Source organism: Nioella ostreopsis, assembly GCF_004000255.1.
GTDB classification, from domain to species: Bacteria; Pseudomonadota; Alphaproteobacteria; order Rhodobacterales; family Rhodobacteraceae; genus Nioella; species Nioella ostreopsis.
In genome coordinates, this window is record NZ_RCIQ01000006.1 from 23872 (window position 1) to 38886 (window position 15015).

Sequence of the window (15015 nt, forward strand, 5' to 3'; positions counted from 1 at the left end):
AACAAGTGTTTGACAATGGCCGGGGCATCGGCAAGCTAGGTTTCCAATCCAAACGGGGCAGGGAGGGTCCAGCTTGGGGCGCCGCGTTCTTCTCGTCGAGGACGAGATCAACATATTCGAGGCGATCAGCTTCCTTCTGTCCCGTGACGGGTGGGAGGTCTCGGGCCATGGCAATGGCGCGACGGCGCTGGACGAGATTGCACGGCTCGATCCCGATGTGCTGGTGCTGGATGTGATGCTGCCGGGGCGGTCCGGTCTGGATATTCTGCGCGATCTGCGCAAGCAGCCCGAAACCTCTGATTTGCCGGTTCTGATGCTGACCGCAAAGGGCCAGTCCAAGGACCGGGATCTTGCCCTGGCGCTTGGGGCCAATGCCTACCTGACCAAGCCCTTTTCCAATTCCGAGATGGTGGAGACCCTGAACAGGGTGGCGACGGGCGGGCAAAAGGCCGGGACATGAGCCGCCGCCTGTTTCTCGAACGCCGCACCTACCGGCGCAACCGCCTGCAGGATGCGGCGCGGCTGGCCCCGGTTCTGGGGGCATTCCTGTTCTTCGGGCCGGTCTTCATCCTGACATCCGATACCGGGGTTGGGGGCAGCACCTCTGGCTGGCTGGTCTATTTCCTGGGCGTCTGGTTCGGGCTGGTGATCCTGTCGGCGGCCCTGTCCTATGCCATTGGCCGGGTCTTTCCGGGAGAAGACGGCGCCTGGCCCCCCGCTGACGGGTCGGAGGGCGGCTGATGCTGTCGCTCGACGGTCTGGTTGCCATTTGCGTTGTCTATGTGGTGGCGCTCTTTGGCATCGCCTTTCTGGCCGAGAAGAAAGCCACCGAGGGCAGTGCGCGCTGGCTGAATTCGCCCTTCGTCTACACCCTGTCACTGTCGATCTACACCACCGCCTGGACGTTTTACGGCGCGGTCGGGTCGGCGGCGCGGTCGGGGCTGGAGTTCATGACGATCTATCTGGGCCCGACGCTGGTCTTCATCGGCTGGTTCTGGCTGCTGCGGAAGATGGTCCGGATCGGTCGGGCACAACGGATCACCTCGATCGCCGACATGATTTCCAGCCGCTACGGCAAGTCGGGGGCGCTGGCGGCGCTGGTCACGGTTCTGGCGGTGATCGGAACGACGCCCTATGTGGCGCTGCAATTGCAGTCGGTGACGCTGTCCTTCTCGGTCTTTGCCGATCCCGGTGAGTTCGCGGCCCTTGGCACCGACACCACGGCAGTCTGGGTCGCGGGGGGGCTGGCGCTGTTCACGATCATCTTCGGCACCCGCAGCCTGGATGTGAACGAACGCCACCCCGGCCTTGTCTCCGCCATCGCGCTGGAGGCCATCGTGAAGCTGGCGGCGCTGCTGGCCGTGGGGGTCTTCGTGGTCTGGGGCGTGGCAGAGGGGCCTGAGGATATCCTCGCGCGGATCGACGAGAGCCCGATTTCGGAATGGACATCGAACGGCGCTAGATGGGTGGGGCTGACCACATTGTCGGCGGCGGCGATCCTGTGCCTGCCGCGCATGTTTCAGGTTCTGGTGGTGGAAAACGCCAATGAGGGGCATCTGGCCACCGCGTCATGGGCGTTCCCGCTCTATCTGTTGCTCATGTCCCTTTTCGTGCTGCCGATTGCGGTGGTGGGGTTGCAGGTGCTGCCCGAGGGCGCAAACCCGGACCTTTACGTTCTGACGCTGCCTTTGGCCTTCGATCAGGACATGCTGGCGCTTCTGGTGTTTCTGGGCGGGTTTTCCTCGGCCACCTCGATGGTGATCGTGGCGGCGCTGGCGCTGTCGACCATGCTGTCGAACCACATCATCGTGCCGATCTGGCTGTGGGTGACCAAGGGCGAGGACCCGATGTCGGGCGACATGCGGCGGGTGGCGCTGATGGCGCGGCGGCTGTCGATCATCGGAGTGCTGTTCCTGGGGCTGATCTATTACCGCAGTTCCGGCGGATCGGCGGCGCTGGCCTCGATCGGGCTGATCGCCTTTCTGGGCGTGAGCCAGGTGCTGCCGGCGCTTCTGGGCGGCATCTTCTGGCGTGGGGCGACGCGGGCGGGCGCCCTGGCCGGGATCGCGGCGGGCTTTGCCATCTGGGCCTGGGTTCTGTTGATGCCCAATGCGGCGACCTCGGGGCTGATGCAGGGGACGCTGGAACATGGGCCATTCGGGATCGGCTGGCTGCGCCCTTCCACCCCGCTGGGCATTCGGGGGGCGGACCCGCTCCTGACCGCGATGGTGCTGTCGCTCGGGATCAACACGTTCCTCTTTACCTTCGTGTCGCTGATCACCTTCCCCTCGCCGATGGAGCGGCTGCAGGGCGCGCAATTCGTCAATGTGTTCGATCACTCCGCGCCCACGCCCGGCTGGCAGGGCGGCGCGGCGGCGGCGGATGACCTGTTGATCATGGCGCAGCGGATCCTGGGCACGGGCCGGGCCGGGCGGCTTTTCCAACAGGCGGCGGCGGCGCAGGGGCGGGCGGCGAGCCTGCCGGACCCGAACCCGGATTTCCTGAAGATGCTGGAACGCGAACTGGCGGGGTCCGTGGGGGCCGCGACGGCCCATGCCATGGTCTACCAGATCACCGGGGGCGCGACCGTGTCGGTCCGTGACCTTCTGGCGGTGGCCGATGAAACCGCGCAGATGATGGAATATTCCAGCCAGCTGGAGCGGCAGTCGTCGGAACTGACCCGCACCGCCGCGCGGCTGCGCGAGGCGAACCAGAAACTGACCGAACTGGCCGAGCAGAAGGACACGTTCCTGAGCCAGATCAGCCACGAGCTGCGCACGCCGATGACCTCGATCCGGGCGTTTTCGGAACTCTTGATGCAGGGCGAGGGGCTGGAAGACGAGACCCGGCAGAAATTCTCCCGCATCATCCATACCGAAAGCATGCGCCTGACCCGGTTGCTGGACGACCTGCTGGATCTGTCGGTTCTCGAACATGGGCGGGTGACGCTGAATGAAAGCCCCGTGACCCTGGCCGAGGTGCTGGACAAGGCCGAGGCGGCGACCGGTGTCATGGAATCGGGCGGGCGGATCAGGATCGTCCGCGACCGGGAGACTGAACAGATCGACCTGCTGACCGATGGCGACCGGCTGGCGCAGGTGTTCATCAACCTGATCTCCAACGCCCAGAAATACTGCGATGCGGAGGAACCGGAGCTGCGCATCCGCGTGCAGCGTCAGCCGGGGCGCGTGGATGTGGAGTTCTCTGACAATGGGTCGGGCATTCCGACGCGTCAGCAATCGCTGATTTTCGAGAAGTTCACCCGGCTGGAAACCACCCGAGACGCGCAAGGCGCGGGGCTGGGGCTGGCGATCAGCCGCGAGATCATGCAGCGCCTTGGCGGGCGGCTCAGCTATGTGCCGGGGCAGGGCGGGGCCGCCTTCCGGGTGCGTCTGCCGGGCCGGGCCCTGCGCGCCGCTTGACGCTTTCTTAACGCTTCCCGTGGGACAAGGGGGCGGGCCGATCCGCCCACTGGAAGGAGTGTCATGTCGCCAGACGGGTTCAATCCGGGCCTCAGGCTGAAAATCCGGGCGCCCAAGGGGGGTGACGCGGGGCAGCGGCTGCGCGCGGATGGGGTTGAACCGGCGCTGGCACGGGCGCTGGGCAAGGCGGGCGCACCCTATGAGGGGTTGTCGCTGGCCGCCAAACCCGAGGCTCCGAGATGGGATCTGCCCCTTGCCGATGTGATCGCCGCGCTGCCGGAGGGCGGGCTGGTCTGCCTGCTGGAGGCCGGGCAGGATCGCCGCGCGATCTGTGCGCTGGATCACGGGGCCGTCGACGCGCTGATCGAGGTGCAGACCACGGGCCGTGTCGACAAGGGGCCGGGGTTGCCCCGCGCGCCCACCCGGATCGACGCGGCGCTGACGCGCGATTTCGTCGGGTTGTTCCTGGGCGCCCTTGCCGGGGAATTGGCGGATGCGGCGGGCGTGGACTGGCCGCTCGGCCTGACCTACGGCACCCATCTGCCCGATCCGCGCGGGCTGGAGCTGTTGTTGCCCGATCACCCCTGCCATCTGTTTCAGGCGGCGCTGGATCTGGGCGAGGGGGCCAAGACCGGGTCGGTTCTGCTGGCAGTGCCCGTCACAGGCGCAGACAACCCCGCGCCAAAGGGCAATACCCCCGCGCCGGGATGGGGCCAGCCATGGCAGGAGATCGTGCTGGCCGCCCCCGCGATGCTGGAGGCGGTGCTGCTGCGCCAGACCCTGCCGCTGTCGAGGGTGGAGAGGTTGCAAGCGGGGGACGTGCTGCCCTTTGACCGGTCCGACCTCGCTTCGGTCGCCATCTGCGATGTGCGGGGACGGCGGCTGTTTTCCGCACGGCTTGGCCGCGCCGGAACGCGCCGGGCCGTGAACCTGACCGCTGGCGCGGGCCTGCGCCCGGCCGCCCCGACCAAACCGCCGCCGGACCCTGTTCAACAATCGCCGGCCGCCACGTCCGGGTCAGGCCCGCCACCGGCTTGACCTTCCCGTCCTGTTGCGCCTTTCTGGGCGCGACAGTTATCAAAGAGGACGGGCGATGAAATTTCTGCGCTATGGCGACAAGGGCCACGAAAAGCCGGGCGTTCTGGACGCGGATGGCAATCTGCGTGACCTGTCGGGACAGATCGCTGACCTCTCGGGCGATGTTCTGGGGCGGCTGGCGGAGCTGACCGCCGATGGCCCGCTGGTCGAAGGATCCCCCCGGATCGGCACGCCGGTTGCGGGCGTGGGCAAGATGGTCTGCATCGGGCTGAACTATTCCGACCACGCGGCAGAGGCCAACATGACCCCGCCGGAGGAGCCGATGATCTTCATGAAGGCGACTTCTGCGATTTCCGGCCCCTATGACCCGATCGAACTGCCGCGCGGCTCGGTCAGCACCGATTGGGAGGTTGAACTGGGCGTCGTCATCGGCAAGCCCGCCAAATACATCACCGCCGATCAGGTGCTGGACCATGTGGCGGGGTTCGTGGCCGTCAATGACGTGTCAGAGCGTGATTTCCAGATCCGCCGGTCGGGCCAGTTCACCAAGGGCAAGAGCTGCGACACGTTCGGACCGGTCGGCCCCTGGCTGGTGACCCCGGACGAGATTGCGGACCCGCAGAACGTGGCGCTCAGCGTCGCCGTCAATGGCGAGCTCATGCAGAACGGCAACACGCGCGACATGATCTTCCCCATGGCCGCGGCCATCGCCCATCTGAGCCAGTTCATGAGCTTCCAGCCCGGCGATATCATCGCCACCGGCACCCCCGCGGGCGTCGGCATGGGGATGAAGCCACCGCGCTACCTGCGCGCGGGCGACGAGGTTGTGCTGGAGGTCGCGGGGCTTGGCCAGCAACGCATGCAGGTGGTGCAAGGCTGAGGGCCGGAGCCCCCGGTTCAACCATTTTGACGAAATCCTGTCGATAAATGAAAAAATGCCTTTGCAAAGATGCAAGGGCATCACGTTTCTGCCCAGATTCGACGCCATCTTCTGCCCATGACCAAAAAACGGACCCGGGATTCATTCCCGGAGATCCTGGCAGGAGAAGACGCATGAAACGTATCGTACTCGCATTTCTGGGCCTCGCCGCAATGGGCGTGTCGGCCTGTTCCACCGTCCCGCATGTGGACGTGACGCAAAACATCACCGTGCCGTCAGGCCTCGCCGCGCAGGCAGAGGCCGCCGATTGGCAGGTGGAGACAATCAATATTCTGGTCCCCGACAGCCTGACGGTGTCGGAAGCCAACACGATCAAGCCGCGCTCCGACATTGTCTGGCGCGAAGGCCCCATCGACGGCGACCGTCACCAGCAGGTGCAGGAGCTGATCTTCGAGGCGATGGAATTCGCCCTGCGTCCGCTGGCCGAAGAGGGCACCACGCTGGTCACGGTCGAGCTGGAAGTCACCCGCTTCCATGCCCTGACCGAACGCGCCCGCTACACCATCGGCGGCGAGCATGAGATCGAGTTCCTGTTCACCGTGCGCGACGCCGAAACCGGCGCGGCGCTGACCGGTCCGATCCCGGTCGACCTGACCTTCCGCGCCCATGGCGGCAGCCGCGCCATCGCGGCGGAACGCGAGGGCATCTATCAGCGTGACCGCATCCAGAGCCAGATCATCGGGTGGGCACGGCAGGAATTCGGGCTTGACGCGCAGGGCACAGAATACGTGTTCTGACCGTTCCCAAGACCAGAGAATCCCGATATGGGGGGCGTATGAACACGCCCCCCATTTCCGTTTTGCGCCTGAAACCCAAGGCCGACGCCCGCCGCATCCGCCATGGCCACCCCTGGGCCTGGGCCGATGAACTTGTCCTCGACCGCCGCTCTCGCGCCGTGCCCGCCGGTGCCCTGTGCCTGCTGGAGGATGGCGAACGCCAGCCGCTGGCGATCGGCATCGCCTCCGTCGAGGCAAAGATCGCCTTCCGGGTGCTGGATCGTGACCCTTCTGCCGTGATCGACGCGGACTGGCTGCGCGCTAAAGTGGCCGCTGCGCTCGACCTGCGCGAGCGTCTGTTTGATGCGCCTTACTACCGGCTTGTCCATGCCGAGGGCGACGCGCTGCCCGGCCTCATCATCGACCGGTTCGGCGACGTGCTGGTGGTCCAGCCCAATGCGATCTGGATCGAGGACCGGCTGGAGGATCTGACCGCGATCCTGGCCGATCTGACCGGGGCCACCGCGATCCTCAAGAACGGATCGGGCCGCGCCCGCGCGCAGGAGGGTCTGGCCGAAGACAGCGGCCTGCTCCTCGGGTCCGCCCCCGCCGCGCCGCTTCCCGTCACCATGAACGGTGCCACCTATCTGGCGGACGTCATGGGCGGGCAGAAGACCGGCCTCTTCTATGACCAGCGCCCCAACCACGCCTTCGCGCACGCGATGGCCAAGGGCGCGCGGGTGCTCGATGTCTTCTCCCATGTAGGCGGCTTCGCCCTGGCGACCCTCGCCGGGGGTGCCGACAGCGCGCTTTGCGTCGATGCCTCCACCCCGGCACTGGACCTGGCCACCGAGGGCGCGACCCGAATGGGCTGCGCCGATCGTTTCGCCACCCGCCAGGGCGATGCGTTTACGGTGATGGAGGATCTGGCGGCAGCGGGCGAGCGCTTCGACATCGTCATCGCCGACCCGCCGGCCTTCGCCCCCTCGAAACAGGCGCTGACGCAAGGTTTGCGCGCCTATGAACGGGTCGCGCGCCTTGCCGCGCCGCTTGTGGCCCCTGGCGGCTCGCTGATCCTGTGCAGCTGTTCCCACGCCGCCGATCTGGGCAAGTTCCGCCAGGCCTGCCTGCGCGGCATCGGCCGGGCCGGGCGCGACCCGCGCCTTCTGCACACCGGTTTTGCCGGGCCGGACCATCCGCAGCACCCGGCGCTCAGCGACACCGGCTATCTCAAGGCGCTGGCCTTCCGCCTGCTGCCATGAGGCTTTGCCTCGACGCCTGCGTGCTCTACCCCACGGTGCTGCGCGAAATCCTGATGGCCGTGGCGGGGCAGGGTCTCTTCACGCCGCTCTGGTCGGCGCGCATTGCCGAAGAATGGAGGCGCACGGCGGACCGTCAAAGCCCCGGCGACGGGGTGATCGCGGAAGGCGAGATCGCGCTTCTGAATGCCCGCTGGCCCGATGCGGAGATCCCCGCCGATCCCGATCTCGAACAGCAGCTCTGGCTGCCCGACCCCGCCGATATCCATGTGCTGGCCACCGCCATCAAAGGGCAGGCGCAGGGCATCGTCACCCTCAACCTGCGCGACTTTCCTGCGCGGGAGCTTCAGCCCCACAACCTGCAGGCCCACCACCCCGATGCGCTGCTCTACCGGCTCTGGCAGGACCATCCCGATCCGGTCGCGCAGACCGTGACCCGGGTCCATGCCACCGCCCAATCCCTTGCGGGCGAACCGCTGGACCTGCGCAAGCTGATGAAACGCGCCCGGCTGCCCCGTCTTGGCAAGGCGCTCTCTTCTTCTTGGTGACAAATACTCTCGCCGAAGGCGGTCCAGCCGCTGCAACCAGCACCATCCTGCGGGCACCGCACAGACCTCCCCACGCATCCATGGCAATGCGGGCCGAGGAGGGCCCCGAAGGGGCTTGACGAGGCCCGCTCTCGGATCGACGCCGTAGGCGGCGAAACCCCGTTACCCCCGCGCCTCATCCCATCGGGCTTCCAGTGCCTCGATGGCGGCGATCCGGTCCGGCGTCTTGGGATGGCTCATCAGCCAGGCCGGCGCGCCGCGTCCGGCCATGCCGGTCAGGTTTTCCAGCTTCGACAGCAACGCCTTTTGCGGCCCGGTGCCGAAGCCCGCCTTGACCATCAGCGCCGCCGCATAGGCATCGGCCTCGTATTCATCGCTCCGAGAAATCCGCGCCACGACCAGCGAGGTCAGCATCCCCGCCAGCATCGGCCCCAGCCCCGGCAGGAACCGCCCCAGAACCGAAGCAAGAATCGTGCGCACCGCGTTCTGGCCGGAAAAGTCGATCATCCGCCGCCGCGTATGGCCAAGCGCCACATGCCCCAGCTCATGGGCGACGACGCTGGCCAGTTCCTCGCCGGTCACCTCGCCCGCCCGGTAGCGGTTGTAGAAGCCACGGGTCAGGAAGATCCGTCCATCGGGCGCGGCAAGCCCGTTCACCGGCTCCACCTCATAGAGGTTGACGCGAATGCGCGGCAGCTCCAGCGCCGCGGCCAGCCGGTCCATGACGCCTTTCAGCGCCGGATCGGCCAGTTCGGTCGAGCGTTCATCCAGCTCTCGCCGGGTGCGCCAGGCGGAGAAATGGTACATCACCAGCCCATAGGCGATGGCAAGCAGGATGGGGGTCAGGCGCAAGATCATGGGCAAGATATGGGGCGTGGCGCGCGATTGGGCAAGGGATCAGATCGGCAGGGCAGGGCTGCGCCCCGCCTCCTCGAACTCCCATTCCGCCGACCAGTTGTCGTCCTGCCTTTCCAGCACAAGGTAATTGCGCTCGGCAATATAGCGCTGCGCCTGTCCAGGGATGCGCGCCATGCGGATCTTGTGGCCTCTCAGCGGTGACTCCCCGAAGGCCGCCAGCGCGCCAAGCACCTTGGCCCAGGCTTTGGGCGGCGCCCGGTGCGAAATGCCCGAGGCCACCAGCTGGTGCAGCGTGTCGCCGCTTGGCAGGCTCATCTCGCCTCGCGCCGCCAGGTGAATCTCTCCCGACAGCACCGTGACCTGCTGATCCGCGTGATCGGCGATGCGGGCCATCAGTTCCAGCATATGCGTCCAGCTTTCGCGATGCGCGCGGCTTTGCCACTGGTCGCGCAGATCGTCCTCGTATTTCTGCATGCGCGGGGTCAGCACCATCAGAAGCTCCAGCAGCGACAGGCGCGGGCCGAGCAGCGGGACGCTCGACATCACCAGGGTGCGGCCGGGGCAGGGGCTGCGGGTCTCGTCCTCCATCATCTGCCAGCCGCCCTTGCCCATGACCTCGCGCCGCGTGCGTTCGCTGCGCAGATCGGGGCCGAGGAGGCGCAGGCCGGGGGCAGTGACCGACCAGCCCAGATGCAGGCCGCTTTGATCGCGGAAGCGGGCGGGCAGATCGCCCTCCACCGTGCCATGCTGGAAGAGGAGCGCCGCTTCGCGTGCCACGTCAAACAGCGCCTGACCGACCGGCGAATAGGTGCGCGAGCGGCGCAGCGACCCCCAGCCATCGCAGATGTCATGGTCGTCCCACTGCATCAGCGCCGGGACGCGCGCGGCCAGATAGGCGAACTCGGGCGCCTTGTAGAGCGTGATGTAGCGATCCGCGAAACGCGCGCGCAGATGGTCGCGCAAACTGGCCAGATCGGCGCGGGAGGGATCGCGCGGGATGCGGTCGGGCCAGTCCTCGGACAGGGGATGGCCGTTTGTGGCTTCATCCGCATAGACCTGATCGCCGCCATGCAGGATCAGTGAAAAGGGCCGCGCGTCATGCTCTGCTCCGAGGCGCGCCCACATTGCGTTGCGCTCCGTCCCGTCGCGGTCGAGATCGCCATGTTCCTCGCCATTGCAGGACACAAAGGCCAACCGCCCGCCGCCCTCCGGCAGACCGGCCAGCGCATAATCGGTGCCGTTCCAGCGGTAAGAGGAGGGCCGGTCGAGCGGCACGGAGAACCGCGCGCGGTGCACGGTCACACCGGCCAGATCGGCAAGTCGCGTCATCTCTGCCGCGCCGTCTCCGGTTTCCGGCGCGGGCACCTCCTGCCCCTCGGGCGCGATCAGCAGCGCGGCCAGATGCATCCGTCCGTCGCGGATATCGTCAAGGATGAGGATCGGGCCGAGAATACGGTCAGCGCTGGTCATGGTCCCGATTTAGAGCCCGGTAGGTCAGGGTTCAACCGCGCGGCGCGCCTTCTGGGCCTTCAGCGCCCCGCGAATCCAGATCGCCATTGCCGCCGCCACCGCCAAGGCCGCAAGCAGCCCTACGGCGCTGCCCAGAATGTCGGACACCGCCTCGATCTGGCTGGCGAAGGCAAAGCCGAGGCCCACATAGATCGTGACCCAGATGGTTTCACCCAACACGTCCCAGAAGGTGAAGCGCAGCCAGCCGAGCCCGGTGGTCCCTGCGATGAAATTCACCCAAGGCCCGAGCGGGGCAAACAGCCAGGTGGAAAAGAAGACGCCAAGGCCGCCGCGCTTGTCCACCAGCCCGCGCGCCCGGTTCAGAACCGCGCTGCGGGCCGGGGTGCGGGCGATGCGCTCGACCAGCGGTGCGCCGCCATGGCGGCCGATCAGATATCCGGTCTGGTCGCCCAGAATGGCCCCGCCCCACGCCCCGGCAATGACCTGCCACAGCGCCAGATCGCCCGCCGCCACGAAGGCGCCGCCCGACAGCATCATCAGCGAGGTGGGGATGGGCAGTGCCAGACAGGACAGGAAGGACGAGGCGAAGATCACCAGCGCGCCCCAGGTGGTGACGAGGGCAAAGATCGTGTCGGTCATGGGCGCGCATCCCCCTGTGCGGCCCGGAAGGCGTCGATGGCGGCCTGCAAGTCTTGCGCCAGCAGCTCCACCGTTACCCCGCGTTCTTCTGCCAGTTCCTGCAAGCTGCGCGGGCCGCCGGGGGCGGGTGGCAGGTCCAGCGCCTCGAAGGCCAGTTCGCGCGGGAGGCCCCAGGAATGGGCCACGTATCCGGGCGTCATCCATGGCTCTATCGCCTGATCACGATGCGCGGGATCGGCCCAGTAGATCCAGAACGCCACCAGCCGCACGGCAAAGAACAGGCTCACCGCCAGCGCGCCCCCGAGGATCACGGTGGCAACCGGCGCGGCCTGCCAGATACGGCGGAGAAAGGCGAACATGGGCGGTCCTTTGAAGGGGTATCAGGGGATGACACGGACCATGGCCCGATTTCCGTCGCGGGGGAAGCGCATTTACAGCGCATCCCGCGCAACAGGCAGGTCGGGGTCGGCCCCGTGATCCGCGCCGGCCCCCGCCTTGGGTCAGCCGGCCGCCATGGCCTTGATGTCAGCGGCACTGGGGGTGCTTCCGCCAATGCCCCATTGACCGCTGCGGACCTCCTTGACGCGGACCCAGGTCACGCCGCGCATGGCCTCGCCTTCCACTTCCACCATGGCATTGGTGACCTTTTCGATCATCTGGGCCTTTTGGGCCTGATCGAAGACACCTTCGATGACTTCAATATCGACAAGCGGCATTTTCGTTCTCCTTCAATGTGTTGAACATCGCAAGATTGCCGCCACGGACGCATTCCGTTCCAGTCATCAAACTGAAGCAAATCCACTACAGTTCTTGTACTAGTCCTGTGGTTCCGGACGTGGGAAGCTGCCCGTCAGAGGAGCTGTCATGTCAAAAAACATCTATCCGAGGTTTTGCCCCATCGCCATGGCGTCGGACCTGTTGGGCCCCCGTTGGACAATGCTGATCCTGTGCGAAATGTGGAACGGATCATCGCGGTTCAATGAAATCAGTCGCGGCGTCCCGGGGATGTCCCCCGGTTTGCTGTCGAAGCGCCTGAAAGAGATGGAGGCCAACGGGCTGATCGATCGCCGAAGCACAGGCGCGGGTGCGCATTCCGAATATGTGACGACCGAGCGTGCCGATGAGCTGGAACCCATCGTGGTCAGCCTTGGGGAATGGGCGCATCGGAATATCGATACGAACCTGTCGCTTCAATGCCTCGACGCGCGCATGCTGATGTGGAACATCCGCCGCAAGGTCAACAGGTCGGCCCTGCCGATCCATAAATGCGTCATTCAGTTCACGCTCAATGATCCTCCGAACGAACAGGCGAACTACTGGCTGGTTGTCAAACCGGGGATGGAAACGGACCTGTGCTATCTCGATCCGGGGCACAATGTAGACCTGTTCGTCATCAGCGACTTGCGCGCCCTGACATCGGCCTGGATGGGGCATTCCAGCTTTGAGCGTGAGCTTGAAGAGGACCGGATTTCGCTCATCGGGCATTCGGGGATGGCGCAGACCCTCACCAAATGGCTGATCAAAAGCAAGTTTGCGGATCAAAAGCGGTACGTTGCCCAGGACCGGGCACGCGCCGCTTCATGACCGAAACCAATTTGCATGGGTGCATGCGCCGCCGAAGCTGACCGGCGGCGCGCTGTTCAGTCACGAAACTAGCCGCGCATATTCGCGCCATTCGCGTCATAGCTGGGGCCGTCCAGCACGCGGGCCTTGTACATCTCGCCCAGGATCTCGACCTCCAGCTCCGATCCGGGCGCGGCATGGGCCGCGTCGACATAGCCCATGGCGAGCGATTGGCCCGTTCTGTGACCGTAGCCCCCAGACGACACATAGCCTACGGCCGCGCCATCCTTCAGCACCGCCTCGTCATTGGTGACGTCGATCCCCTCGGCCTCGATCGCCATGGTGACCAGCCGCCGTTTCGGCCCGGCCTCTCTCGCGGCCAAGGTCGCTTCCTTACCGACGAAATCCTTTTTCCAGTTGATGAAGGCCTCCATGCCGCTTTCCACCGCGTTGAAATCGGGGCGGAATTCCAGCGACCACGCACCCCAGCCTTTCTCCAGCCGCATGGACATCAGCGCCCGCGCGCCGTACCAGTGATAGCCCAGATCGGCGCCTGCCGCCTCGATGGCCTCGGCCAGACGCAGCAGGTATTGCGGTTTGCAGTAAATCTCGTACCCCAACTCGCCGCTAAAGCTGATCCGGTTCAGGATCACCGGCACGCCGCCCACGAAGGTCTGCCGCAGATCGCGGAATTTGAACGCCTCGGCGCTCACGTCATCGCGGGTGATCCGCGCCAGCAGTTCCCGCGAATTGGGACCAGAGAGCGCAATCCCGTGCCAGTCGTCGCTGACATTGGCGTAAGACACATCGGCGGGCAGGTCCTTCTCGAACCAGCGGCGATGCGCGTCCTGCATGTCGCCGGAGCCGAAGAGCATGAAGTGATCGTCCGCCAGACAGGCCACGGTCAGATCGCCATAAAGCCGGCCCTTGGGGGTCAGCATCGGCGTCAGCGTCAGGCGACCCGGTTTCGGCACATAGCCCGCAAGGATGCGGTCCAGCCACGCCCGCGCGCCCGCGCCCTTGACCTCATGCTTGGCGAAATTGGCGATCTCGATGCCGCCCACGGCCTCTTGCACCGCTTTCACCTCGCGCGCCACGTAGTCATGCGACCGGTTGCGCTCAAATGTCGGTTCCTCATGGGCATCGTCCGGCCCGTCCGCAAACCACAGCGCGTTTTCCAGACCAAAGCCCTGACCCATTCGCGCGCCCTTGGCGACCAGCCGGTCATAAAGTGCCGTGGTCTTCTGCAAGCGGCCCTTGGGCAGGGTTTCATTGGGGAAGGTCATCACGAAGCGGCGCTCGTAATTCTCGGTCGATTTCACCGTGCCCCAGTCGGGCGTCGCCCAATCGCCGAAGCGCGCCACATCCATGGCCCACACGTCGATGGACGGCTCTCCGTCGATCATCCATTCGGCCATGGTCAGCCCGACACCGCCGCCCTGGCAGAAGCCCGCCATGACGCCCACGGCGCACCAATAATTGGTCATGCCCGGAACCGGGCCGATCATCGGGTTGCCGTCGGGGCCAAAAGTGAAGGGGCCGTTGATCGCGTCCTTGATCCCGGCATTTGCCAGCGCCGGGATGCGTTCGAACCCCAGTTCCAGCCGGTCGGCGATGCGGTCCAGATCGGGTTGCAGCAGCTCATGCCCGAAGGTCCAGGGCGTGCCCTCCACCTTCCACGGCGTGCCCTTGGGCTCATAGGTGCCAAGCAGCATCCCCTGCCGTTCCTGCCGGAAATAGATATTCGCCTCGTAGTCGATCCCGCAGGGCAGGCGGCCAGCGCCCCCGGGCTGCATCCGCTCGACGATCTCGGGGATCGCCTCGGTGATCAGGTAGTGGTGCTCCATCGGCTGCACCGGGATGTGCAGCCCCTGCATATGCCCCACTTCCCGCGCCCAGAGACCCCCGCAATTGACGATGATCTCGGCATTGATGACGCCTTTGGGCGTGGTCACATCCCAGCTTCCGTCGGGGCGTTGCGTGGTCGCGGTCACGCCGCAATGGGTGAAATATTGCGCGCCGTGCACGCGGGCGGCCTTTGCAAAGGCATAGGTCGCGCCAGAGGGGTCGAGATCGCCATCCTGATCGTCCCACAGCGCCGCGTAATACTGGCTGGTGTCAATGAGCGGATGCCGTTCGGCCAGTTCCTTGGGGCTGATAAACTCCTGATCAAGCCCCATGTAGCGCGCCTTGGACCGTTCGCGTTTCAGGTAGTCATACCATTCCTTGGTCGAGGCCGCGTAGAAACCGCCGGTCATGTGAAGACCCACGGAATGGCCGCTGGTCTCCTCGATCTCTTTATAAAGATCAATGGTATAGCCCTGAAGGCGGCTGATATTCGGGTCCGAGCTGATCGTGTGAATCTGCCCCGCCGCGTGCCAGCTGGACCCGCTGGTCAACTCATCGCGTTCCAGCAGGACCACGTCCTTCCAGCCGAACTTGGCCAGGTGAAACAGGATCGAGCAGCCCACCACGCCGCCCCCGATCACCACCACCTTGGCGTGGGAGGGCAGGGGTTTGCCATTGGCGGTTCCGGTTTCGTCTTTCTGGATCTCGGGCATG

At 65.9% G+C, this 15015-nt stretch carries 15 protein-coding genes; 9 read left to right on the forward strand and 6 right to left on the reverse strand.

The features are described 5' to 3' along the window. Window positions 1–73: 73 nt before the first annotated feature. The 8 genes from EP237_RS08200 (at window position 74) to EP237_RS08235 (ending at window position 7923) form a co-directional block, all read left to right on the forward strand. Window positions 74–460 (forward strand): response regulator transcription factor, encoded by a 387-nt coding sequence (locus EP237_RS08200; RefSeq protein WP_127559997.1) that lies wholly within the window; start codon window positions 74–76, stop codon window positions 458–460. Next, window positions 457–741, forward strand: a complete 285-nt coding sequence (locus tag EP237_RS23095; protein ID WP_164744659.1) for a hypothetical protein — start codon at window positions 457–459, stop codon at window positions 739–741. Before EP237_RS08200 ends, EP237_RS23095 begins: the two co-directional genes overlap by 4 nt. Beyond that, window positions 741–3422 (forward strand): sensor histidine kinase, encoded by a 2682-nt coding sequence (locus EP237_RS08210; protein ID WP_127559999.1) that lies wholly within the window; start codon window positions 741–743, stop codon window positions 3420–3422. The genes EP237_RS23095 and EP237_RS08210 overlap by 1 nt, the downstream gene beginning before the upstream one ends. 63 nt (window positions 3423–3485) lie before the next feature. Continuing rightward, on the forward strand, window positions 3486–4460 hold the full coding sequence (locus EP237_RS08215) for a FliM/FliN family flagellar motor switch protein (protein WP_127560001.1): 975 nt from the start codon (window positions 3486–3488) through the stop codon (window positions 4458–4460). A gap of 55 nt (window positions 4461–4515) precedes the next feature. After that, entirely contained in the window at window positions 4516–5340 is an 825-nt protein-coding gene (locus EP237_RS08220; RefSeq protein WP_127560003.1) for a fumarylacetoacetate hydrolase family protein, read from the forward strand. 173 nt (window positions 5341–5513) lie between these two features. Next, window positions 5514–6137, forward strand: coding sequence for a DUF6778 family protein (locus EP237_RS08225; RefSeq protein WP_127560005.1), 624 nt, complete (start codon window positions 5514–5516; stop codon window positions 6135–6137). A 38-nt stretch (window positions 6138–6175) separates the two neighbouring features. Continuing rightward, a complete protein-coding gene (locus EP237_RS08230; protein WP_127560007.1) occupies window positions 6176–7378 on the forward strand; it encodes an RSP_2647 family RNA methyltransferase in 1203 nt (400 codons plus the stop codon). Beyond that, on the forward strand, window positions 7375–7923 hold the full coding sequence (locus EP237_RS08235; RefSeq protein WP_127560009.1) for an RSP_2648 family PIN domain-containing protein: 549 nt from the start codon (window positions 7375–7377) through the stop codon (window positions 7921–7923). Before EP237_RS08230 ends, EP237_RS08235 begins: the two co-directional genes overlap by 4 nt. Window positions 7924–8085: 162 nt before the next feature. On the opposite strand, the gene EP237_RS08240 is transcribed toward EP237_RS08235, so the two are convergent. The 5 genes from EP237_RS08240 to EP237_RS08255 all read right to left on the reverse strand — a co-directional run bounded on the left by EP237_RS08240 (window position 8086) and on the right by EP237_RS08255 (window position 11606). After that, window positions 8086–8778 (reverse strand): M48 family metalloprotease, encoded by a 693-nt coding sequence (locus EP237_RS08240; protein ID WP_127560304.1) that lies wholly within the window; start codon window positions 8776–8778, stop codon window positions 8086–8088. Between the two features lie 42 nt (window positions 8779–8820). Next, a complete protein-coding gene (locus EP237_RS08245) occupies window positions 8821–10251 on the reverse strand; it encodes an alkaline phosphatase D family protein (protein ID WP_127560011.1) in 1431 nt (476 codons plus the stop codon). A 24-nt stretch (window positions 10252–10275) separates the two neighbouring features. Continuing rightward, entirely contained in the window at window positions 10276–10890 is a 615-nt protein-coding gene (locus EP237_RS08250; protein ID WP_164744662.1) for a DedA family protein, read from the reverse strand. Continuing rightward, the gene (locus tag EP237_RS23100; protein WP_164744663.1) at window positions 10887–11249 is read right to left on the reverse strand and encodes a hypothetical protein; all 363 of its coding nucleotides are present in this window, start codon (window positions 11247–11249) and stop codon (window positions 10887–10889) included. The genes EP237_RS08250 and EP237_RS23100 overlap by 4 nt, the downstream gene beginning before the upstream one ends. A 141-nt stretch (window positions 11250–11390) precedes the next feature. Beyond that, complete coding sequence (locus EP237_RS08255; RefSeq protein ID WP_127560015.1) at window positions 11391–11606, reverse strand: tautomerase family protein; 216 nt, start codon at window positions 11604–11606, stop codon at window positions 11391–11393. Window positions 11607–11754: 148 nt separating this feature from the next. Between EP237_RS08255 and EP237_RS08260 the strand changes: the two genes are divergently transcribed. Beyond that, a complete protein-coding gene (locus EP237_RS08260; RefSeq protein ID WP_127560017.1) occupies window positions 11755–12474 on the forward strand; it encodes a winged helix-turn-helix transcriptional regulator in 720 nt (239 codons plus the stop codon). Window positions 12475–12542: 68 nt separating this feature from the next. Here the strand turns inward: EP237_RS08260 and EP237_RS08265 are convergent, their stop codons facing one another. Next, entirely contained in the window at window positions 12543–15014 is a 2472-nt protein-coding gene (locus EP237_RS08265) for a GcvT family protein (RefSeq protein WP_127560019.1), read from the reverse strand. Window position 15015 lies beyond the last annotated feature (1 nt).